This window comes from Coleofasciculus sp. LEGE 07092 (assembly GCF_015207375.1).
GTDB lineage: Bacteria > Cyanobacteriota > Cyanobacteriia > Cyanobacteriales > Coleofasciculaceae > LEGE-07092.
Genome location: NZ_JADEWY010000108.1, coordinates 1 through 23,465, shown reverse-complemented (window position 1 = coordinate 23,465; position 23,465 = coordinate 1). Strand labels below are relative to the sequence as shown.

Sequence of the window (23,465 nt, the reverse complement as noted above, 5' to 3'; positions counted from 1 at the left end):
GGTTGCTGGTAGGGGGACGGCTCCCAGAATGGATATAATTTGAATGCGATCGCGATCCTGTTTGTGAGTGAAATAATAATCTCTAGTCGGGTCAATCGTCTGTATCCCCGCGTCATCCCCTCTAGTAATTGCTTCCTGAGTGCCATTCGTTTGAGCATTCCCGACAATAAACGGTATCTCACCATCTCCGCCGTGATAGATAATAATACTACCACCGTCCTCACTTCCCGCAGTGGAAATACTCGCAGTTTTACCATTTTGGTCGGTGAAAGAGTCGGTTAGTTGGATGTAACTGGGGGTGTCAATATCAGCATTAATCGTCACAGTCCCACCAATGCCATTATTCAGGCTCTGTGCATTAATGTATCTGACAGTAATATCGCTACGAGCATTGAGAGTAACATCACCGCCATCGCCGTCGGGGTTAGACGAGTCGAGAATACCTGTAGAAATTTGTGCGTTGTTGCTGGTAAGGGAAATGCCGCTGGGTGAGGTGATATTTCCAGTTTGAATAAAGCTGTTGCTGGTGAGAGTTGTACTTCCGGATGAGGTGATGTTTCCGGTTTGAATAAAGCTGTTTGTGCTGGTGAGAGTTGTACTTCCAGGTGAGGTGAGGTTTCCGGTTTGAATGTATCCGTTGGTGCTGGTGAGAGAAAGGCTTTCGAGTGAAGTGAGGTTATTGGTGATGATGGTATCGATGGCAGTGATATCGATACCTGTAGGATTATCGGTGATGTTGCTTTGGACGGTTAATCTATTGAGAGGGGTGGAACCGCCAACGCTATCGTTAAATTGAATAGTGCCGCTGTCAGTTGTGAGGGTGAGGTTTTGAGTGCCGTTAACGGTGTTTTGGAAGGTAATGTTACCTGTACCGGAAATGGTAATGGCAATGTCTTCAGCTAGGGTTACTGAACCGTTAAAGATAAGGTTATTTTGATTGGTTGTGATATTGCCACCGAGAGTAATGGTATTCGGTGCAGTGAGTTGGATTTCTCCACCTAGATTAGTTTCAGAAATAGCATCAATTTGAGCGGCGGTAATGTTACCCGCAGCATCAAGGGTGATCTTACCACCAGTTCCCAAAGCTGATGCGGTAATGAGTGCGCCTTGGCTGGTATCGATATTCGCGTTTTCACTGGTGATAGTGATGTTGCCACTATTGCCGCTGAAACCACTCAAGAATGAGGTAATTTCACCTGTGGAAATATCACGGGGAGCAAAAAGAGTTATATTACCGCCATTGTCACCACCCGCCGCATTTAAAATACCTGATGCGGTATCAATAGCACCACCGCTGGTAAGTATGATATCTCCCCCATTTGCACTACCGGAAGTATTGATACCAGAGGTTTTAATATCGCCTGGGGCATCTAATTCTATTGTGCCTCCATTACCGTTATTGGTGCTAGAGTCTAAGTCACCTGCTGTAGTGTCAATTATTCCACCGCTTTTAATAGTAATTGTTCCTCCCATACCTGATTCAGAACTGGATGTAATAGCAGCCGTGAAGATATCGCCAGCAGCATCCAGAATTACGGAACCACCATTGCCATTTTCAGCGTTAGAATCTAGACTTTCTTTGGAGGCGTTAATGTTACCATTTGTGCTTGTAATACTGATATTGCCGCCACCTAATTTTCCGTCTGCACGAATTCTACCTGTAGTAATGTTACCTCGAGAACGAATGCTAACACTGCCACCAATAGCCTCAGGCGTTTGGGTTGCTATATCACCAATCCTAATAACATCAGAAGCCTGCAATGTTATAGAACCAGTTTGCCCACTTCCCCGGTTGTAGCCATCTATGCCAGTTTCACTAATAATGCTTCCTTGTTCACTAATCAAGGTAATATCGCCAGCATTGCCTGTTTCACTATCTGAAAAAGCTTGTATAAACGTATCTGGGATCATAATATTAATGTCACCAATTGCCTCAATAGTAACATGACCAGCATTATTATTATTAGAGAAAGTTCTTAGGCTTCCCGTAATAGTTATACCGCCTCCCGCGTTCAGAGTAATGTCACCACCTCTACCATTAGGGGATGTATCTATAGCTGAAAGCCCATCTGTGAAAATGTTACCTCCAGCATCCAAATTAATGGAACCAGCATCCTGACTAAACTCATCAGTTTTTAGCCGTCCTGTCTTAATATCACCTACAGCATTTAAAATTACGATAACACCATGACCATCTGGTTCTGGACGATTAAGATCACCTATCTTAATACTTCCTGATGGTAGCGATGATGGAATTCCGGATAAATCAAAATTTGTTCCTCCCGCTGAGATTGGAACATTTTCAGAATAAAGTAAATCATCTAAACCTGCTCTTAAAATTAGCGCCGGTTTTCCTATTAAAATTGGAATGTCCGGATCATTGTTGTTAATATTAGGATCTAGCCCTGTATCTGAACCATTAATTATGATATCGTCTCCACTAATACTCCCGGTTGCCTCTATCTTTAGGGATACCCCAGTATAATTCCCAAATACAACATCCCCATTAGCGCTAATAATCGGATCATACAAACTGACAAAATTACCCGGTTCCCCTGATAAATTCAGCATTGCCAGACTTCCGCCACTGACAAAGTGAGCATCTCCCGAAATAATTCCATTACTAACTAAACTGAGATTACCGCCACTCACAAACGGCGTTTGGGGATGATTCAGCGCCAAAATATCAATATTCTGATTCCCCTGAATATACAAATTACCACCCGCCTGCGTGATAAACGGATGTGCCAGATTATCCCGCACAAAGACGGTATCCCCAGCCAAGAGAGTCAAATCTCCTGTCGTTTCTAGCTGACTCTCAATTAAAATAAGATTGTGTTCAGCCGATAAAGTCGCGGTTTCGGTTGTGAGAGTTTTAGCGATCGCATCTCCATTTCCTACCCCAAACTCAGTACCTGTTACCTGCACCGTATTATCGGGATTAACACTTAACCCTGTCTCAGCACTCCCCGTCAACAGAGTCGGTAAATCCAGAGGTGTAACCGGAAGCACCCCCCCCTCGCTATCCCTTGGCAGTGCTATTTCCAAACTCAATAACTGTCCCGGTTGACTAATTCTCACCAAACGTTCCCCCGGAACCGCCGCAATTGTAATCTTTCCTCCTGGTGCAGCCAATTCCCCAGTGCTGATAACTGTGCCACCCAGTAAGGTTAAATTGCCACCTTCTTTTAGCGTTAAATTTGCGGCATTGATAATACTTCCTGTTTGCGCCAAATCAAAGGCAAAACTACCAGGATTTCCCACTAAACTCTGATAGTCATTCCCACCAAAAGCATTAAACCATCCACCATTAAAGCCAATACCAGTGGCAGTTGTCGCCATAAAATCCGCCGGGACATTCAGACTAGCGTTCGCACCAAACACAATTCCCGCCGAATTCATTAAAAATAAATTAGAATTCCCCCCCGTTACCTGAATTAACCCATTAATAATCGAAGCGTCACCACCCGTTACTCGCCCTAAGATATTCTGAATGTCAGGATGGGATAAAAAGTTGGCAATTTGACCTTCAGAGAGTCCAAACTGCTCGAAACTGTGGAATAAATTGGCACCATCACCTGAAAGCATCCCGCCATTGATGTTGAAACTATCGCCATTTTGGATAACGTTGGTATTCGTGCCATCTACTGCTGGGGTAATGGGTTGTGCTTGCAGAGGTTGGTTGCCAAGGTTGATAGCTAAGATGGTGAAAAGAAACCAAGGCGTTTTATCCACTATCGGTGAACTAAAACCGAAGGTTGTCAATAATCTCAGGCAGAGTGAAGTAACGATTCTAGGTTTCATGGTAGATTTTCCCCTGCTTGTAAACGTTCATTTGCCCAGCCGGTACACTCATCTAATGCTGTTCAAAATAATCATCAAAAGCTTGGAGTACTTCCTCTTTTTCCTTATCACTTAAGGCATCCTTAGCAAGTAGGCTGTGAATTTCTGGATTGTCTCCTACAGACCAGTGATTGAGTTCAATGTTCAGCGGAGCCAGTTCTCGTCTAATATCCTCTAACTGGGTGTAGAACGAATTAGTTAAACTCTTGAACAACTGCCCTTACCCTACTGCTTCAAAAACTGATAGCATAACGGGTCCCAACAGATAGTAATGTCCCAAACATTCCAAACCGGCTGCCGCTCCAAATTGTTCCCGTTGTTGAGGACTGTAGAATCGAATGCTATTGGGCGTAAACGGAAAAACTCTCGTGCCTTTTTCTTCCCTAACCGTGTAGTCAGCTAGATGGAAACGTCCACCAGGGCGTAGTACCCGGCTGACTTCTAAAAAAACCTGTTGGGGATGGGGATAATGCAAAAAACTGATGGTATTAAATACGGCATCAAACTGACCCTCAGCAAAAGGCATAGACTCGGCATTACCCTGCTTGAAAATCAGTCGAGTTCTGTACGAGTTACGCTGTCGAGCTTGATGTAGCATTTGAACTGACAGGTCTAAGCCAGTTCCTTTCAGAGTTGGAAACTGGGTAGCAAGGCGATGCAGTAAACGACCTGTGCCACAACCGAGATCAAGTACATTAGGCTCAGAGGGTAGTTCAACGTAGTCTAACAATCGCTTGTGAACCGCTTGGTAAAATACAGTCGTGAACAGCCAATCGTAGTTGGGTGCCCAGCGATCAAAAAATTTTCCCTTGTTTGTAAAAACAGTATCAGTCATGACAATAAATGGGTGATCGTTTCCCTGTAGACTAAACACTACAAAGATTCAAAGGTAAGGGATTTACTTATCTTTATCTCCAAAGGCTGAAATTCCATTAAATAGCATCAGCAAACCCCCCGCCAAAATAGTAATTGCTAACCCACCTATGACTAAATCTATTACGTTATTTTCCACGGATTTTCTCGACTTTTCACTTAATGGTAGCTTAATCCCTCGATGAGGTGACGCTGGCGCTAACCCAACCGATTGGCTTACTCTAAACCCAACAAAAAGCTGAATCATTAGAAGAGTTCTACGGTTGGTGGGGCGTATTGAGTTGTGGCAAAACCGATTGAATCGCTAAGACTGGGCAACATCACGCACCACTTCAACGGGTAACGAGAGTACCTGTGCGATTTGCTCCACACTCAACCCCATTGCCAGCAGCTTGGGAATGGCATCTCGTTGTGCCTGTTCTGCTTGTGCTTGTGCCTGTTCTGCTTGTGCCTGTTCTGCTTGTGTTCGTTCTTTTGCCAACCGCTCCCGTTCTTTTGCCAGTTCAGCGCGTTCTGTCCGTGCGACCATCTCTAAATAGGTCGCAAATGACTCTCCATCAGGTCGATAAAGGTGTAACTCTTTATCCTTAAGTTCAAACCGGATTCCCAGACAGGGACTCACCCATCCTGGCATGGTGGGAATTGGGTTCAATACGTCTGCCGAGCGTAACCAACCTTTCAACGTTCCCCTATCTGGGTCAAACAGATAATATTCTTCGACGCCATAACGCTCATAAAACAGCCGCTTTGTTCCTTCTAATTCTGTGAGTGAATTACTTTTAGAGGCAATCTCAAACACCACTTGCGGGGCAATATTGCCTTCAACCCATTGTTTATAAGAACGTCTATCCCCTTTTGGTCTGCCCATTGCGACCATCACATCGGGGGCAATTCTCACCCACGGTTCGCCTTCTACTGGATACCAAAATAAGTCTCCAGCGACAAAGACGTTGGGGTTGTCTTTATAAAAAGCATCAAGTCCGCCTTGAATGGTGACAATCAGGCGGAATTGAATCGTGTTATCAGCCAAAGGTTGACCGTCGCTTTCGGGATAGATGATTTGGGGGGTGGAGGAGAGAGTCATTATGAATTATGAATTATGAAATTGTCACCCTAAATCAAATTACAGCAGATTCAGGCTTTAATTATAGAGCGATCGCTAACTCTAGTCCTTGCTATGTCTTACGGCATTAATGACACGCCCTAGAAGGAGATAGCCATTTGTGAGTGTTAGCCTAGATCAGTAACTGTGTTACCAGCTTTATTACCTGTGGTTTCATGAATAGAGTCGTCGTGGGTCTCTCCGGTGGGGTTGACAGTTCCGTTGCCGCCGCCACCCTGCACCATCAAGGATACGAAGTCGTTGGTCTGACCCTTTGGTTAATGAAAGGGAAAGGTCAATGCTGCTCTGAGGGAATGGTCGATGCGGCGTTCATTTGTGAACAATTAGGTATTCCCCATCATATCGTTGATAGTCGGGAAGTCTTTCAAAGCAATATTGTTGATTACTTGGTTTCGGGTTACGAATCCGGCATTACGCCCCTGCCTTGCTCTCAGTGCAATAAAACCGTGAAGTTCAGCCCGATGCTTGTCTATGCTCGTGAACAGTTGGGCATTGATAAAATTGCTACAGGTCACTATGCCCGGATTGATTACGATAGCCAAACTGATCGCTATCAACTGCGTCGGGCAGTAGACTTGACAAAAGACCAATCCTACTTTCTCTATGACTTGACGCAAGACCTGTTAGCTGGGTCAATCTTTCCGTTGGGAGAACTCCAGAAAACCGAAACTCGACGCCTTGCGGCGCACTATAATCTCAAGACAGCCGATAAGCCAGAAAGTCAGGACTTGTGCTTGATCGAGTCTTACGGTTCAATGGGGAAATTCTTAGACAAGTATATTTCCCAAACCACAGGTGACATCGTTGATGTCAACGGCAAGGTGTTAGGACAGCATAACGGTATTCACCATTACACCATTGGGCAGCGTAAGGGCTTGGGCATTGCTGCTGCTGAACCCCTGTATGTGGTTGAGCTAGATACAGCCCGGAATCGGGTTATTGTGGGTAGTCGTGACAGTGCTACTCAGTCTGAATGTACCGTTGGGCGGGTCAACTGGGTTTCCATTCACCCACCCACGGCTCCTATCCGAGCCTCTGTACAAGTCCGCTATCGTTCACGCCCTGTCGCTGTGAATGTTATTCCTCTAGAAGGTAATTCGTCGAACGGTGATAGCTTCGCTTCACGCATGAAGTTAATCTTTGACGAACCCCAGTTCAGCATCACCCCCGGACAAGCTGCTGTTTTATACGACGGGGATATTTTGTTGGGTGGAGGTATTATTGAGCGAGCAGTTGTTGCTGATTAGTCCTTTGTCATTAGCTGGGAGTGTACTGTCAGCGTGGGCAGAATGTCACTCCCAATGAATGTTGAGGATAGTGCATTGAGAATCCTTATTGTTTGGGTAAACACCATAGGAATTGCCGTAAGTGCAGAAAGGAGATTATTTTAGTAGTTGCAGTTAACCCAGAAAGGCAATTACTTTGAGCAGTCATCTAGATGGAATCGCCCCCCATGGGGGTCAGCTAATTAACCGTATTGCGACACCCGAGCAACTCAACGAATTTTTAGATAAAGCTGACTCCCTACCCAGAGTTCAGATCGACGAACGGACAACCTCCGATTTAGTGATGATTGCGATTGGGGGATTTAGTCCCCTAGTTGGCTTTATGGAGCAAGCTGACTATCAATCTGTTGTTGACAACATGCGTCTGGCTAACGGTCTGCCTTGGTCTATTCCCATTACCCTTTCTGTAGAAGAGGCAGTAGCAGAGCCGTTAAAAGAAGGCGGGTTGGTACGCTTAGATGATCCGAGTGGGCGCTTTGTTGGTGTCTTGGATCTGACTCAGAAATATCGGTACGACAAAGCCCATGAGGTGGTTAATGTTTATCGTACCGATGAGGATAAGCACCCGGGTGTTAAGGTAATCTATGACCAAGGAGACGTTAATTTAGCAGGTCCAGTCTGGTTGTTGCAACGTTACCCCCATCCTCAGTTTCCAGCGTACCAAATCGACCCAGCTCAGTCTCGCACTCTGTTCCGAGAAAAAGGCTGGAAAACTGTGGTCGGGTTCCAGACGCGCAATCCCATTCATCGCGCTCACGAATACATTATCAAGTGTGCCCTCGAAATCGTAGATGGTCTGTTTCTCCATCCGTTAGTCGGTGCCACAAAAAGCGATGACATCCCCGCTGATGTGCGGATGCGTTGCTACGAAATCATGATTGAGAATTATTTCCCCAACAACCGGGTGATTCTGGCAATTAATCCGGCTGCCATGCGCTATGCAGGTCCCAGAGAAGCCATTTTTCATGCGATGGTGCGCAAGAACTATGGCTGTACCCATTTTATTGTCGGACGCGATCATGCTGGTGTGGGTGATTATTACGGCACCTACGACGCCCAGTATATCTTTGATGAGTTTGAATCGAGTGAATTGGGGATTATGCCCCTGAAGTTTGAGCACGCCTTTTACTGTGAGGTAACTGAGACGATGGCAACGGCTAAGACAAGCCCCAGTAACTCAGACCAGCGTATTCACCTCTCTGGCACTAAGGTACGGGAAATGTTGCGTCGGGGTGAATTGCCGCCCCCTCAGTTTTCCAGACCTTTGGTGGCAGCGGAATTAGCAAGAGTGATGAAGGTGAAAATCTGAGGAGATAGGGGAGCTGGGGAGCTGGGGAGCGGGGGAGCTGGGCTTCGCCGTGAGCGTCAGCCGAACGGGAGATGGGGAGATGGGGAGATGAATAAAACCTCAACAATTTCCTTGTCCCCTTGTCCTCTTCCTCAGCTTCCTTACCCAGAAGGCTTGTGAGAAATTTGGACTAAAGGGGCTTGTCTCCAACCCCTGATTCTGATTAGTATTTATTGTCATTGATCATTAGATTTTGTTAGTCTCTTAAGCTACAGCCCAAGATTCATCGCTAACTTATTCCTGGTAGGCTGATAGCTGAAATTACAGAGCTGATTGCTAATATGAGACTTAATCGGCGGACTTTCCTGCAAAAAGCTGGCTGGGGACTAGCGGCGCTGGGAGTGAGTGAAACAGTGCTATCACTCCTAGGCGATCAAAGTTTAGCCGTGCCTCTGTTAGATCGGTATTTCCAGGCACTGGCACAACCCGGTGGACGGAAACTGGCATTGCTCGTGGGCATCAACCAGTATCCTCGGAGTGCAGCGTTGGGGGGGTGTATTACAGATGTGGAACTGCAACAGGAACTGTTGATGTATCGGTTTGGCTTCAACGCCAGCGATATTTTAACGCTCAAGGATAGCCAAGCAACCCGCGAAAGTATTGAAACAGCGTTTGTGGAACACTTGACGAAGCAAGCTAAGGTGGGTGATGTTGTAGTCTTCCACTTTAGCGGCTATGGCAGCCGCGTCCAGATGAATCTGGACTCTACCCCAGATAGTGCCGTGCGCCTGCAAAATAGTTTTGTGCCAGTCGATGGCATCCTGCCGACTAAGAAACTGCCAATCGCTAATGATTTTCTGGAAGAAACCTTGGCGTTGCTGCTGCGCTCTCTGCCGACTGATCGGGTGAGCACCGTACTCGATACGAGTCATATTGGCATCTCTAATGTCCTCCAAGGCAGTCTGCGGGTGCGCTCATTCCCCAATCCTCCCGCAGAAGCTCCCAGTCCAGATGAACTGGCTTTTCAAGAACAAATTTTGCGTCGCCTGAATATCTCTCGGACGCAATTGAAGCCATTAGAGAGCCCGAATTTTAGAATGCCAGGGCTAGTTCTGGCGGCGGCTGGACCTTCTCAACTGGCAACGGAGGCTCAGTGGAATGGCTTTAGTGCCGGTTTGTTTACCTACGCCCTCACTCAGCATTTGTGGCAAGCTGCCCCAGCAACAACGGTTCAGATTACTTTGAGCCAGACGGCAGGAATGGTTAATCAACTGGTTGGGAAAGAACAGCAGCCCCGGTTGATCAATAAAAAAAGTCTCAATCCTTTACTTGCCTATTACCTACCCCCAGACTTCAACCTGGGAGCAGATGGTGTGGTAACGGCTGTAGAAGAGAATGGTAAAACCGCACAGCTTTGGCTAGCAGGACTTCCAGCCACCGTTTTAGAATACTACGGCATCAGTTCTTTACTGGAACCCATCAATAGTGTAGGGTCAAGCCTATCGGCGTCTGGACAAGAAAACCCTATCCTCAAGCCATCGACTATTCAGGAAGAGGGCAAGAAGACTCCTGATAAGGCTGCTGCCAAATCTCCTAAACTGCAAGTACGCTCTAAAGAAGGTTTAACCGTTAGGGCGCAAGTCGTGGACAGTACTACAGTCCCAGATTACCAACTCCAAGTGGGACAGCTTGTACAAGAATCGATTCGGGTACTGCCTCGCAATCTTGGTTTGACGGTGGCTTTAGATACTCACTTGCAACGTATCGAGCGGGTAGATGCTACGAGCGCTTTTGCGAGTATCCCTTCTGTCTCATCGGTGGTGAGTGCTGGAGAACAGCCTGCTGATTATTTGTTTGGGAGAGGGAAGATGCAGGCAACGCCAGAAGGCAGCAAACCGGAGTACAAAGGAGGCTATGGATTATTTTATCTTGCCCGTGAACCAATTCCTAATACGATCGGAGAAGAGGGAGAAGCGGTGAAGTCAGCCGTCAACCGACTTAGCCCGAAATTCAAAACTTTATTGGCAGCTAAATTACTGCGTCTGACAGCAAATGAAGGCTCCTCTCGGCTGGGCATTCGGGCTTCTCTGGAGACAATTGCCCCAGACGAAAAGGTAGTGATGCAGAAAGAAACCTGGCGGGTGTCTTCATCTTCGGGAGCAGTTGCAGGTAAAAAAAATAACCGTAACTTCAAAACCACTGTTGAATCAATCACAATACCAACATTGCCGATTGGTAATCGCATCCAGTATCGGTTGGAGAATGTTAGCGATCGCCCCATTTATTTTATGCTGCTGGGTATCGAGACGAATAGCGGTGCGATCGCTCTGTATCACAACCAATCCTCTCCGGAAGCGTCTGAGTTAGACAACAACCCACTCCTGAAAAATGGAGCGATCGCACCGGGAGAAAAGTTGACCTTACCCCAACCTTCAGCATCGTATAATTGGGTCATTCCAGGTCCTGTGGGACTGGCAGAAAACCATCTAATTTGCAGCCACAGCCCTTTTACCCGAGCGATCGCGGCACTTGAAGCGGCAAGACGTTCTAAAGGAGAAGGAGAGCGAATTGGTGATTTGTTTAATCCCCTGGAAGTAGCGCGAGCTCTCTTGCAAGATTTACACCAAACTAGTGCGGTAACACCGAATGTTATCGGTACAGTTTCTGATGCCTATGTCCTGGATTTGAAAGCGTGGGCAACGTTGAGTTTTGTTTATCAAGTGGTTTAGTTAACGAGTGATTTGGAGACAAGGAGACTTTTGAGGTGTTACTCCTGCCCTATCTCCCCCTTAACAAGGGGGATTTCGCTTTTTAATGGGGGATAAGGCTTTGCTACTTTTTCTGCCAAACTTCTACCAATTTGCTGATGGAATCGATTAAGGTTTTGCTGAAGTACGTTAGAGCAAAGATAGCTAAGATTGTGACGCCACCGTTGACGAGAAGGGTTTGGGAGTTGGTTGGTGAGGGTTCCATTGGATTTGCTGGGACGAGAATAATTGGTGTGTTTGTTGGTTTCATTGCTTTTGTCGTAATGTATGAGTTGATGGATACAATCTAGTCTTTATTAATTGGGACTGGTGTTGAAAGAAGTAGAATTAAATTGACGGTTTATAGCTAATAATCATTCTAAGAGAGACAGCAAGTAACTCAAGTTACTTACTAATAGACATCTCCGAAAATCCCAATCCCTTTGTATGACTGGCTTTTACCAAGACGTGCATTCTTGAGGAAAATAACCAGCCTCAACGGTAGAATAAGCCTTTAACTCTTTAATTTCTTTTTCTCTGTCTTGGCTTGTCATCGACTTTTTCTTTCTATAAGTAGAGGTTTAATTCTATCATTTTTTGCTCTTATAGTGTTTACATTTGATATGTAAACACTATACTTACTTGAGCAAGAGTTCAGTCGGTTAAAACTCACATCTTGCACCAGTCTCACTAACCGCCAGTGGTTTAAACCACTGGCTCATAGCTAAAGTCGTCTAAAGACGACTGGATAAGAGTTTTAGTCCATTTCAATGGACTTGAGCTATTAGCCCGGAGTTTGAACTGCGGGCGGATTTTCGGGCTTATCGACAAAGGTGCAAGATGTCAGTTAAAACCGACTTCAGCTATGAGACAGAAAATTCATTAGCCTTAATTAATGATATGTTGCCCTTCGCTAACACACTCGACAACCACTGAAATTGAAATCGGGAAACTAGAAGAATCAATCACATCATTAAAAGGAGTAGACAATGAGAGTTTTTAATTGGTTGCGAAATTTAGCAACGGGAGTGGGGAAACTCAAGAAGATACTGCGCTGGCAGCAACTCAATCAGCAAGCTGTTCAACTCTATAATCAAGGTCAGTATGCTCAAGCCGTAAGTTTGGCTGAGGACGCATTAACCTTAGCGCGACAAATTTGGGGAGAGGAGCATCCCAATATTGCCACTAGCCTGAACAATTTAGCCGTTTTATTTGCTGCCACCGATCGCTATTCTGAAGCGCTAGAACTAAGGAAAGAAGCAGCAGCAATTGAGAACCGTCTGATTAGCCAAGCGTTTGCCGCAAGTTCGGAACGCGATCGCCTCACCTATCTCCAACTATTCAGAGCTAATTTTGAGGGATTCCTCTCCCTAGTCTACAAACACCTCCACGACTCCCCTCAAGCCAAACAAGCAGCACTAAATCTAGTGCTGCAACGCAAAGCCATAACCGCCGCCGCCTTAGCTGCACTGAACCAAGCAATCTACAGTGGACGCTATCCCCACCTAACGGAAGAGTTAAAGAAACTGCGAGAATTGAGCGACGAGATTATCTACTTTACCTTTACTCAACCCCAGCCCGATCGCATCCGGCAACTGCAAGCCGAACAGAACAAATTGCAGCAGCAACTCGCCCGCCAAGTACCAGAAATCCAACTCCAAGAGCAACCGGTTGACTGCGGTAGCGTTGCCTTGGAACTACCAACAGGCAGCACCTTAATCGAGTTTGTCTGTTTTGATGTCGTTGACTTCCACGCCGCTAGTGAGGAATCAAAATGGAAACCCGCCCGTTACCTGGCATTTATCTTACCCGCAGGGCAACCAGACAAAGTGCAGATGCGTGACTTGGGAGAGGCAGAACCCATCGACCAACTCATTCAGGACTTTCGCCACTATACCTCCGACGGTTATCCATTGGTGACAAGTTAAGGTGGTGTGGTGGTTGTAAATGAGTCAATATACTTAATTTCCTTATTGTAGAGAATGATAATCACACATTTAGGAGTGGGAGAAAGGCGAGCGACGCTCGCCTTTCCCCCCTTCATCACGATTATCATTATCAACATGAAGTCGGCTAAATATTTGCACTCTGGAAAAATCATGTGACACTCAAGAGGCGACAAGGAATTGAGGTATTGGGGGCAGAAAGCCTATGAGTGTCAGCCGTAAAACGAACCGAGATCACGCCAAAAAGACAACCCGACCGATGGTGGAAGAAGAAGTCATTGCCACTCAACTTGAAACCTTATTAACACCAGCGATCACCGCACAAGAAAACTACTACCGAAAACTAGGATTAAGAGACAGGATACTCAATTTACCACTGATGGTAGCGGCGGTATTAACCTTACTGTGGCGGGAGGTAGCGGGAGTCACCGAACTGACCAGAATGTTAGCTAGAGAAGGGTTTCTGTGGTGTAGTCCCAAAAGGGTCACTCAGCAAGCGCTATCTCAAAGGTTTTTGACATTTCCGGCTTCCTTATTTGAGCAGGTCTTTAAAGATTTATTGCCACAGTTGAAAGCTGCTTGGCACACCAGGCAGGGTCGTCCAATACCTGAAAGTGTTCAATTTACTCTATTACGCTCTTTGAAGAAGACATTTTAAACTTAGTGACAGCTAAAACTTTGCTTTTGCTAGATAGAGGCTTTTATCATTTCAGTTTTTGGCGGCAGTTAACTGACCAAAATGTTGACTTTATTACTCGTTTAAAAAAAGGAGCCTCAGTTCAGGTTGAGCAAGTTTTCACTGATAGTTATGCTCTGCGAGACAGAAGGGTACGTCTGGGAGCTGGCACAAAAAGAACTCCATTTATTACCTTACGTCTAATTGAAGTTCGTTCGGGAAAAATTTGGCACTCTTATTTAACCAGCGTCCTTGATCCGACGATACTACCTCAGAGATGTAGTAGCGGGACTTAAACAAATATCAGCCCCAGATAAAGCCCAAACTGGCTTTATAAGCGATAAATACGTCCCTATTTTCGTTCAGCCAAGCCATAAAACGACTCGACATCGCTGTACGAAATGCCTCTAAAGCGTCGGCAAAAGTATTTAAAGGTTTATTCGCCCACCTTCGCCTTAATCCTCCTGTTAAGGTGTGCCATAAAATAAATGTATAGGCACAGAAAACCAAAATAAAATGCCTCATTAAACTTCTATAATCCCTCACTTGGTATTCTTCTAACCCTAACCATCCCTTGACTTTTCGATAAAAAACTTCTACCCAGTTTCTTTGGGAATAGCTTTGTACTATCCACTCCTCTGTGGCAATTTTTGAGTCGATATTGGTTATCAAATAGTCTATCTCACTGGCTTTTTCGCAGGTTGAAACTGAGCGAAGCCGAAGTTTCAACGCCGAGCGAAGTCGAGGCGTTGATGCATTCATGACGATAGCAATTCTTCTGTTCCCTTCCAGCTTTGACAGTTCTACTTCTACCGTTGCCACCCACACTGTTCTTGGTTTTTCTCCTTTTAGGTTTATCTCCCTAAAACCACTAGTTGGCAATCTTTTCACTAACTCATCTAATCGTATTTCATTTTTTCCTTCTGACTCCTTTGGTCTTCTCACTTTCCGGTTTTTGGCGACTCCTCCTATGTACATTAGTTTTCTTTTTTCCAGTTCCCTCAGAAATTACCACTACCCCGTTATCCGTTTTCCCTATTTCTCCAATGTATTGTCTTCCTACCCCGGCGGTAAAATTCCCGTTTTTGAGCTTTATGGTTAAACAGAAAAGTCAAACCTTTTACACCATTTATCGAAACATGGGGGCATGGCGGCGGGAGTTGTTTCTTTCATCACTCACTTACTGACGTGAAACTTAGACTATAAAAGAATTATACCCTTTTTATCTTTTGTTTTTCGTTTAAGTCCCGCTAGGAAAAAATCTTCTTCTAGAATCTTGGCTAGGGTCGTGGCAATTAACGTTTTGCCTAAACCCACGACATCCCCTACCAGTACACCACCTCTGCGGTTGACGTGACGGGCAGCAATCTGAACAGCAGCTTTTTGGAAGTCAAACAACTGACTTTTAACATCGCGGGGGATATGATACTCAGACAGCCCTGCTCTTGCTTCCTGAGACAGGTGGTAGGCGATTTTCAGATAAATGTAGTAAGGCGGAATCGGCTTTTCTCTTGCCCAACTGTTATCAATGATGTCAACGAGTTCTTGAGAAATATCGATACACCAGCGGTCATCCCATCGGTCATCAAACCACTTTTGCAGCTTTTGACAAGCATCGTGGTCTAAAACATCAACATTTAACTCGCCCTGATGTTCTAGCCCAGACAAGGTAAGATTACTACTTCCCAAAAAACCAATCGTCGGATTATTGATATCACTGCGATGAACTAAGTAAACTTTGGCATGAAGGGGATGTCTGAGGAATAGTTTGATAATCACCTTCTGAGTTTTAATTTGCTGACTGAGCCTGCGTAAACCCGCCTCATCTTTATTAGTCGGTGCGCCCCAAATCAGTTGTTCACAAAACTCTTGAGCAATTTGTTTCTTGTAACGAATGACCGTACTGTTATCAATTCCTCTGTTTTCGTTACCCAGTGCCAAAGCCGAATAAACTACATCTTTGGGTAACTGCTGCATCCCAACTAAAAGACGACAGCAAGCCCCGAATCTACCCGCAAACTGCTCAATCTGGTCGTCAATTTTACGCCATCCTCTGAGATTGAAATAACCAACACAGAAATCAGCCCGCTTTGAGATTTGCAGGGTGTCTCGTAAAGTCGGCAGTAGAGATTGTTCTATATTATCAAAAATACGCGGCATTGTTTGCTATCCCCCAGAACAAAAAATTATCCAGCGACGGCATACCCTTTACTCTATATTAAGACTAGTCACTACTCACTGAGATTGAAGCATTAAATTACTTATGAATTTACGTCTACTTGAGGTATTTCTACCTAATGAAAAAGCTGAGCAGGTACAAGAATTACTATCCGAAAATTCTCTAGTTGGAATTTGGCAAACCGACTTATCTAACCATCAAACTCTTATCAGAATATTGCTGTCTGCCGAAGAAGCCGAAGCGGTCATTGAACAGCTAGAAACTCACTTTGCTCAAGTGGATAGTTTTCGTATTATTTTGCTTTCTATAGAAGCATCTATTCCTCGACCTTCACCACCGGAAAAAACAGGAGATGAACAAAAAGAACAGAAATTAAAACAGGAGTTAGAGCCTCAAATTTCCCGCATCAACCGTCAGGAACTCTATGAAGATATTTCCCCAACTGTAGCCCTAACAGGAAACCATATTTTGATGGTTCTTCTCTCAACCATTATTGCAGCTATTGGTCTGTTGCGTGATAACGGCACCATTCTTATCGGTGCGATGGTTATTGCCCCTTTACTGGGACCGAATATGGCGTTATCCCTTGCCACCACCCTTGGAGATACAAAGCTTGCCCTTCGCGCCGTAAAAGTTGGTAGCGTTGGTATGTTTGCTGCCCTCTGTTTTTCTATCTTTTTAGGATATGTTTTTGAAGTCTCTCCAGAGATTCCTGAAATTGCCTTCAGGACAAACGTCGGTGTCTCAGATGTTATCCTAGCGTTTGCTTCTGGCATTGCCGGCGCACTCTCATTCACCGCTGGAGCAACGAATGCTCTTGTCGGAGTTATGGTAGCAGTCGCTCTACTTCCGCCATTGGTAACAGTGGGATTATTGCTGGGTTCGGGTTATGGGCAAGTCGCCGTAGGAGCAATTTTACTATTCCTAATTAACTTAATTTGTCTAAATTTGGCAGGAATTGTCACGTTTTCAGTCCAAAAGCTACATCCAGGTAAATGGTGGGAAGCTTATAAAGCCCGGAAGCTAACTCAGAGGGCTTTTTGGTTATGGTTTGTGCTGCTATCAGTACTAATTATTGGGATTTTGTTCTGGAAACGGAATTATCAGATAATGTGAGGAAAGAGGATAGTTTAATCTCTTTCTTATCCGAGCAGTATTGACACCAGTCTCACCAACCGCCAAGGGTTTAAACCCCTGGCTCATAAATAAAGTCCTCTTAAGAGGACTAAATACAGACTCTACAAAACTTTCAGTCCACTTAAGTGGACTTGATCTATTAGCCCGGAGTTTGAACTCCGGGCTGATTTCCGAGCTACTTCCCAATACAAAAACGACTGAAAATTCTATCAAGTACCGATTCCGTTACCTCCTCTCCTGTAATTTCACCTAACGCTTGAATCGCCCCCCGCAAATCAATCGACCAAAAATCTAACGGCAACTGCTGGTTAATCGTTTCTTGAACCTGCTGAAGCGATAGTTTTGCCCTCGTTAATGCCGCTGCTTGCCGGTGATTAATCGCTAAATCTATATCAGCCGCTTTAATTGTTCCCATTTGTACCGCTTCAAGAATAGCTTTTTCTAAGTTTTCAATCCCTTGGTTTTGTGTAACAGCGGCTGTAACGATACGCTGAATGTTATCAGGATAGGATACAGTTTCTGCTGGAGACAGGTCAGTTTTGTTAATTACTAAAATTAGAGGACGGTGTTTTACTTGTTCGTAAATTTCTTGATCTTCTGCACTCCAGCCTGTTGTTGCTTCAATTACCAGTAAAATCAAATCAGCCGCACCTGCCGCACGGCGCGATCGCTCTACGCCAATCTTCTCTACTTGATCAGTTGTTGCCCGAATTCCAGCAGTATCCAGCACCTGCACGGGTATGCCGCCAACGACTAGCTGAGATTCCACCACATCGCGGGTAGTACCTGGTAAGTCAGTCACAATCGCGCGATCGCTTCGACTCCAAGCATTGAGCAAACTTGATTTTCCCACATTCGGACGCCCGACGATTGCTACTTTTAAACCGGTACGCAGCAATTCCCCGCGATCTGCCGTTGCCAGAATTTGAGTAATATCTGCTAATACCTGCTTGATTTGAGCAATCACGCCCGCTTCATTCAAGGGCGGCAAATCTTCTTCAAAATCAATCCGGGCTTCAATTTCTGCCAAAATATCCAAACAAGTGTCCCGAAGTTGGCGAATCGGTACAGCTAACTTCCCCTGAATCCCTGCCAGTGCAGCTTGTGCCGCCGCCGGCGAACGAGAACCCACTAAGTCTGCAATACTTTCTGCTTGGGTTAAATCCAACCGCCCGTTCAAAAATGCCCGTAGCGTAAACTCTCCCGGTTGTGCCAACCTCGCACCCAACTCCAGGCACAACTGCAACACCTGCTGCACGGGCATAATCCCCCCATGGCAGTGAAACTCTACCACATCTTCACGAGTGTAGGAGCGAGGGGATTGCATGATTAATAAGAGTGCTTCATCGACTACTTGTTTAGTCTGGGGATGACGCACATAACCGTAGAGAATGCGGTGACTTTCCCAAACCTGACGCCCCGGTGCGTGGAATAAGGTATGCGCGATCGCAAGTGCATCTTGCCCCGATACCCGCACAATCCCCACACTTCCCTGTTGGGGGACAACTGCGGTTGCGATCGCGGCTATGGTTTCGCCTTGTACAAACTTTTGGGACATTGTTACTGAGCCTACCCTCACTTATCTCAGGGTATCAAGCGGATTGAGAGATGCGATCGCCTAGAATATTTGGCAACTCCCTCAATCCTCTCACCTCTGGCTATGACAGCAATTACTATCAACCTCAACCCGATTGTCGAACTCACTGACGATCAGTTTTATCATCTGTGTCGAGCCAATCCAGACCTAAAATTGGAACGCAACGCTAAAGGAGAAATCATCGTCGTGTCCCCCACAGGAGGAGAAACTGGCAAACGCAATGCTGGACTTATTGCTGATTTTGTTATTTGGAATCGGCAGACTCAACTTGGAGAAGTATTCGATTCCTCAACCTGTTTCCGCCTTCCGAATGGTGCTAACCGTTCTCCTGATGTCTCCTGGATTAAACAGGAACGATGGGATGCACTCACTCCAGAACAAAAAGAGAAATTTTCTCCAATTGCTCCCGATTTTATTTTAGAGTTAATGTCGCCAACAGATAAATTGAAAGAAACTCAAGACAAAATGAAAGAATATATAGATAATCAGGTAAGGCTTGGCTGGTTAATTAATCGAAAAACTCGTCGAGTTGAAATTTATCGTCAAGAACAAGCGGTAGAGGTACTGGAAGAACCGACTGAATTATCAGGAGAAGATGTCCTGCCTGGTTTTGTCTTAGATTTACAAATAGTCTGGTAATAAAAAATATGAGTAGTTGTAGGGTGGGCATTACCTAAGACAATCTCGAAACGCTTACCAACCAATAAAGTTAGTAATGCCCACCAACCCGCATTTTTCACTCCCCAACCCTATTGGCAATCTCAGCAAAATCTGGTACTTGTGGCTGTCTACTACCGCAGGTACAACCCCAATCATTCTTGTATCCGCCTTTTTCTACCCATCTGTCACATCCCTCCAGCAGTGGTAGGCTATAGTTTACGCCCCTACTGAATAAGTGGAATTTTCGCCATGACTTGACTCAATTATGAACACTCAGTCTGATTTTATGTTCTACAATTGATCTTTAATTAGTTTATAACGTTCTGTATAGTTGGTCAAATATTTGATTTTATCACCCGGTAGAGCTGATTTTGGCTTTAAAATAGAATTTGCTAGAGATACAGAAGATCCTTCTAGAGTATTTCGCGCTCTTTCAAAACTTATAGATTTTTGTCAATTCACAGATAAAAATCTCATCAAAACTCTTGATATAGAGCTTGAACCCGATCTTTTATTAGAGGATATACAGCCAGGTTCCATTATTCTCTGGCTAAAAAATATTTTTAAATCGGAAAATGAGACGACTATAAAAAATTTCAATATCAAGGCGATTATCGTTTTCCTAGTCGAATCTAAGTCTTCTATCATAAATTTTATCAATAAGCGTTCTACCATCAATAGTACTTCGGAATTGTTGGATTTAAAAAATAAAATTAAGTCTTTAGCAGAGAAGACTGATGTCAAAAAGCTTGGTATTTATACACCTCCTACTGATAAAGATTTATTATCAAGTATAGATAAGCTTCAATCAGCTTCATCTGAGCTTCAGGAAGCAGATCAGTTGTATTACTTGTTTGGCTCCTCTAACTGGCTTATTAATCGTGATTTTAGTATTTCTTCAGACTCTAGAGAAAATTTATTAGTCGAAGAGACTGTAAGATCTGAATCAAAAATGATTTTAAAGGTCAAAAAACCAGACTTGCTTGGTGCATCTAAATGGGAATTTAAACACGGAAAGAAAACTATTGATGCGAAAATTAATGATCTAGAGTGGTTAAAAAAATTTAAACAGGGAGAGATTACTCTTGCTTCTGGTTATGCAGTCAAAGCTCAAGTTGAAATTGTAACACAATATGATTCTCAAGGAGAGTTAATATCAATTCAGCATACTATTCAAAAAGTACTTGCAGTCATACCTGCACCTCCGGATAACCAACTTTCCTTATTTAAAGACCAAAATTTAGGCAGTTAAACTCTAATATTCATCCAGTCTTGAGCATTCTCTTGAGCAAAGAGCTTCAGATGTCTAATATTTTTTGTAGCAATCAAGACAGTACGTCCTGGATATTTTTCACTTAATAGACTCCATTGAGCTGAAATAATCATGTCTGCGTCAATATTTTTATCATCCGCTGTGGGTATATGATTTTGACGTGCATCAGCCCAAAACTCCGCAGCTTTTTTCATGACCTCCTTAGTTAAGGGGAGAAAATCAATCACATCTCTCAGGTTATCCAGAAGTCCTATACCATCACTTTTGATGCGAATCAGTTCTCGCCTAACCTCGTAATCCGAAATTTCAGAAGTTACTACATAAACAGATTTAGAGAGAAGGGAATACAGCCATTCTGTACATTGATAGATTTCATTTTCTTCCTCTTCCGATGCATCCTGAATGGGACTAGCCAGTAATCCAAGCACTCCAGAGTCTAAAATAACTATCACGTTATGAATTACGTCTATTGCGTTTACGTTCAATCTCTTCCATTCTGGCTTTTGCCCATGCCATTGCTGCTTGATTTTTTTCTAGTTGCTCTTCCGGAGTACGCCCTAAATGTTTTAAAAAGGGTAATAAAGCTTGCTGCTTTTGATTTATTACTCTTGCACGTTCCAGTAGAGATTGTGCTGTAGTTTGTAGTTGAGCAGTACGCTTCGATTCTCTAAGCTCTATTGCCCTATTTACAGCTTTGGGTATCAACAAGAAAGAATCCTTGTATTTTCTAAATAAATTTTTTCTTTGCCTAATAGATGGAAAAAGAAGTTGCAACCTAATCAATAAACCTTTCCATCCTTGGAATTTAAAACTGGCTTCACAAAATTCTTGAGCTAAATTAATAAAAGAATGACGGCTGTCTTGCGAAAACACATCCCAACAAGCTTCTATTCCTACAGAGAGTTTTTCAAGTTTATCTGAAAACTTATTTATATCTGTTGGTATACCGTTTTTAAACTCAATAGGTGTATCAACTGCCTCAAGATATTTTTGAGTTCCTGTAATCATTTCACGTAGGGTATCGTGAACACTTTGTCCCTTGAGTGCCGCTACTTCTCTAAAAAATTCAGCTATTTCATCTTCTAATGAATTAGCAGCCAATGGATTCTCAAGAATCTGCCTGATGTTATTAACATCCAGCGTTGTCTCATTAAGCTGCTCTTTCTTAAGCTCCGGCATTATTTCATTAAGCATTTTTTATGCCTCCTTGACAGAAGCTATAGTCATTTTAGCTATATTGGCGCTCTAACTTCTGTAACTGGCTTATACTAACACCGTTGGAGATTGTGAAGGGTAGAGCGTTACAAGGTTTTCTAAAGATTTGCAAACAGACCTTGACCCTTGAGCAAAAATCACTCAATCTGCTAAGGTAATCCTAATTAAACCTGAAACCCTAAAAATCTTAGCGCCACTCAAAGCTGTTAGCAGCAGCTCCGAGCGGCTAACCCCCAAACTGTAATGGCAGTCTGGAGGCTAGATGAAATGGTAACACTCCTCTAGCCACCCCGACTTTCTATGACAACTTAGACGGGGTGGCTTAGATTTTGGGCTTCTACACCTCTACCCAAATCAGGAGTGTTCTATCATCATGTCCCAGAACTTAATCATGGCTGGGGTTCTCGACCCTCGCCAATTCCCTATCGACGAAGTACGGCAGCAAGTCGCCATCTTCCTCAACATTTCCCCCAACCAGATTCAACACCTCGAATGCTGGCAGCACCAAATTTGGGTCAAATTGGTTGAATCCCGTGCCAAATTCATCAGTTATCGCAACTTGCCCCTCTGGATCGACCAAGGAATCGCCGCTATCAAGCGCTGTACCTCTCGTCCTGCCCTTGACCAGTTGGGCGAAATCTTTCGTACTGAACGCGACTGGTACGACCAACACGAGATGCCTCAAGCGGTGCAACCTTGGCGTGATGCTTGGGCAAAACAAGCCCAATACCTGCGAGAAGAGGACGAACGCCTCAAACCCATTCGCGCCCATCAGCAAGCAGGAAATGAGTGGTATTCTGCTTGGGAACAAGTGCTGTACTGTTGCCGAGATTGTAATGGACTCCAGGGATTAGCCCCGGAAATTAACCAGCAAAGTCAGGAATTTGCCGATTTGCCAGAGGTGATGCAAGCGATGAAGCAACTGTGGAATCAGCGCTGGCAGGACTTAACAGAAGCGATCGCCTAACGATACACTATGAAAATCAAGGCTCTACGATGACGGCTGTACCGACACTCACAACATCAAACAAAGCTCGAACATCCTGATCACGCATACGGACACAGCCGTGGGAAATAGCTTGTCCGATTACCGATTCATCGGGAGTGCCGTGAAATCCAATCTGGTTGCGTCCGTCCGTCCAAAAGCCAATCCAACGGCTGCCAAGAGGATTGTCCTCCCCTGGCGGAACCACCTCTCCAGACCAAGGATGCTCCCAAGCCGGATCACGAACCATCTGTGTAACCTCAAAGCTACCCGTCGGCGTTTCCCATTCAGGTTTACCGACGGCAATAGGATAACTGACTTGTAACTGCTCGTCTTGATACACGTAAAGACGGCGTTCCGTCAATTTGACTACAACATGAAGCAGACGTTCCACGCTGGGTAGAAAAGCATCGGGTTCTCCCAAGGGTGGCACTTCTGGAGGTTCGATTGTGGGTAAATTTAGCAGCAAGGGGGTTTCAGTCGGAACTGTCAACGAAGCGATCGCGTGCTGCTGCCCGACTAGCAACAGAATAACTGAACCCAAACTAAACTGAAGCCAATTTTGAAACCGGAATTTCCCGAATACCATCGCGGTTATCTCTGAGCCAAATGGCACTGGTGAAGGGGGAAGGGGGAG

17 protein-coding genes and 4 pseudogenes are annotated in these 23,465 nt (G+C 44.6%); 9 read left to right on the top strand and 12 right to left on the bottom strand.

Annotated features, from left to right (window positions below; translation table 11 throughout):
- The 5 genes and pseudogenes from IQ257_RS22295 to IQ257_RS22275 all read right to left on the bottom strand — a co-directional run.
- Positions 1 to 3,804, bottom strand: a 3,804-nt coding sequence (locus IQ257_RS22295; RefSeq protein WP_193933229.1) for a filamentous hemagglutinin N-terminal domain-containing protein, incomplete at its 3' end; no start/stop codon positions are given.
- Positions 3,805 to 3,862: 58 nt separating this feature from the next.
- Positions 3,863 to 4,057, bottom strand: a pseudogene (locus tag IQ257_RS22290) (acireductone dioxygenase); the annotation flags it as partial.
- A gap of 6 nt (positions 4,058 to 4,063) precedes the next feature.
- Positions 4,064 to 4,678: a class I SAM-dependent methyltransferase gene (locus IQ257_RS22285; protein ID WP_193881433.1), complete on the bottom strand. Its 615-nt coding sequence runs from the start codon at positions 4,676 to 4,678 to the stop codon at positions 4,064 to 4,066.
- 63 nt (positions 4,679 to 4,741) lie between these two features.
- Complete coding sequence (locus tag IQ257_RS30285; protein ID WP_228060921.1) at positions 4,742 to 4,963, bottom strand: hypothetical protein; 222 nt, start codon at positions 4,961 to 4,963, stop codon at positions 4,742 to 4,744.
- 57 nt (positions 4,964 to 5,020) lie between these two features.
- Positions 5,021 to 5,800, bottom strand: coding sequence for a Uma2 family endonuclease (locus IQ257_RS22275; RefSeq protein WP_193881430.1), 780 nt, complete (start codon positions 5,798 to 5,800; stop codon positions 5,021 to 5,023).
- Positions 5,801 to 5,994: 194 nt separating this feature from the next.
- Between IQ257_RS22275 and mnmA the strand changes: the two genes are divergently transcribed.
- The 3 genes from mnmA to IQ257_RS22260 all read left to right on the top strand — a co-directional run bounded on the left by mnmA (position 5,995) and on the right by IQ257_RS22260 (position 11,142).
- The gene (gene mnmA, locus IQ257_RS22270; protein ID WP_193881427.1) at positions 5,995 to 7,086 is read left to right on the top strand and encodes a tRNA 2-thiouridine(34) synthase MnmA; all 1,092 of its coding nucleotides are present in this window, start codon (positions 5,995 to 5,997) and stop codon (positions 7,084 to 7,086) included.
- 175 nt (positions 7,087 to 7,261) lie between these two features.
- Positions 7,262 to 8,434: a sulfate adenylyltransferase gene (gene sat / locus IQ257_RS22265; protein ID WP_193881424.1), complete on the top strand. Its 1,173-nt coding sequence runs from the start codon at positions 7,262 to 7,264 to the stop codon at positions 8,432 to 8,434.
- Positions 8,435 to 8,754: 320 nt separating this feature from the next.
- Positions 8,755 to 11,142: a caspase family protein gene (locus IQ257_RS22260; RefSeq protein WP_193881388.1), complete on the top strand. Its 2,388-nt coding sequence runs from the start codon at positions 8,755 to 8,757 to the stop codon at positions 11,140 to 11,142.
- A gap of 103 nt (positions 11,143 to 11,245) precedes the next feature.
- Here the strand turns inward: IQ257_RS22260 and IQ257_RS22255 are convergent, their stop codons facing one another.
- A complete protein-coding gene (locus IQ257_RS22255) occupies positions 11,246 to 11,431 on the bottom strand; it encodes a hypothetical protein (RefSeq protein WP_193881391.1) in 186 nt (61 codons plus the stop codon).
- 718 nt (positions 11,432 to 12,149) lie between these two features.
- Between IQ257_RS22255 and IQ257_RS22250 the strand changes: the two genes are divergently transcribed.
- Positions 12,150 to 13,088, top strand: a complete 939-nt coding sequence (locus IQ257_RS22250; protein WP_193881394.1) for a tetratricopeptide repeat protein — start codon at positions 12,150 to 12,152, stop codon at positions 13,086 to 13,088.
- A gap of 277 nt (positions 13,089 to 13,365) precedes the next feature.
- Positions 13,366 to 14,054, top strand: a pseudogene (locus IQ257_RS22245) (IS4 family transposase); the annotation flags it as partial.
- Between the two features lie 31 nt (positions 14,055 to 14,085).
- On the opposite strand, the pseudogene IQ257_RS22240 reads toward IQ257_RS22245, so the two are convergent.
- Positions 14,086 to 14,955 (bottom strand): annotated as a pseudogene (locus tag IQ257_RS22240) (transposase).
- 69 nt (positions 14,956 to 15,024) lie between these two features.
- A pseudogene (locus tag IQ257_RS22235) lies at positions 15,025 to 15,942 on the bottom strand (phospholipase D-like domain-containing protein); the annotation flags it as partial.
- Positions 15,943 to 16,045: 103 nt separating this feature from the next.
- On the opposite strand from IQ257_RS22235, the gene IQ257_RS22230 reads away from it, so the two are divergent.
- On the top strand, positions 16,046 to 17,077 hold the full coding sequence (locus IQ257_RS22230) for a TIGR00341 family protein (protein ID WP_193881364.1): 1,032 nt from the start codon (positions 16,046 to 16,048) through the stop codon (positions 17,075 to 17,077).
- 196 nt (positions 17,078 to 17,273) lie between these two features.
- On the opposite strand, the gene mnmE is transcribed toward IQ257_RS22230, so the two are convergent.
- Positions 17,274 to 18,656, bottom strand: coding sequence for a tRNA uridine-5-carboxymethylaminomethyl(34) synthesis GTPase MnmE (gene mnmE / locus IQ257_RS22225; protein ID WP_193881367.1), 1,383 nt, complete (start codon positions 18,654 to 18,656; stop codon positions 17,274 to 17,276).
- A 102-nt stretch (positions 18,657 to 18,758) separates the two neighbouring features.
- Here mnmE and IQ257_RS22220 point away from each other — a divergent pair, with 102 nt between their 5' ends.
- Complete coding sequence (locus tag IQ257_RS22220; protein ID WP_193881370.1) at positions 18,759 to 19,334, top strand: Uma2 family endonuclease; 576 nt, start codon at positions 18,759 to 18,761, stop codon at positions 19,332 to 19,334.
- 364 nt (positions 19,335 to 19,698) lie between these two features.
- On the top strand, positions 19,699 to 20,607 hold the full coding sequence (locus tag IQ257_RS22215; protein WP_193881373.1) for a hypothetical protein: 909 nt from the start codon (positions 19,699 to 19,701) through the stop codon (positions 20,605 to 20,607).
- On the opposite strand, the gene IQ257_RS22210 is transcribed toward IQ257_RS22215, so the two are convergent.
- A complete protein-coding gene (locus tag IQ257_RS22210) occupies positions 20,604 to 21,080 on the bottom strand; it encodes a type II toxin-antitoxin system VapC family toxin (RefSeq protein ID WP_193881376.1) in 477 nt (158 codons plus the stop codon). The genes IQ257_RS22215 and IQ257_RS22210 overlap by 4 nt on opposite strands.
- Position 21,081: 1 nt before the next feature.
- On the bottom strand, positions 21,082 to 21,822 hold the full coding sequence (locus IQ257_RS22205; RefSeq protein WP_193881379.1) for a hypothetical protein: 741 nt from the start codon (positions 21,820 to 21,822) through the stop codon (positions 21,082 to 21,084).
- A gap of 394 nt (positions 21,823 to 22,216) precedes the next feature.
- On the opposite strand from IQ257_RS22205, the gene IQ257_RS22200 reads away from it, so the two are divergent.
- On the top strand, positions 22,217 to 22,810 hold the full coding sequence (locus IQ257_RS22200) for a hypothetical protein (RefSeq protein ID WP_193881382.1): 594 nt from the start codon (positions 22,217 to 22,219) through the stop codon (positions 22,808 to 22,810).
- A gap of 16 nt (positions 22,811 to 22,826) precedes the next feature.
- Here IQ257_RS22200 and IQ257_RS22195 read toward each other — a convergent pair.
- Positions 22,827 to 23,465: L,D-transpeptidase (locus IQ257_RS22195; RefSeq protein WP_322744436.1), on the bottom strand; the 639-nt coding region annotated here is incomplete at its 5' end.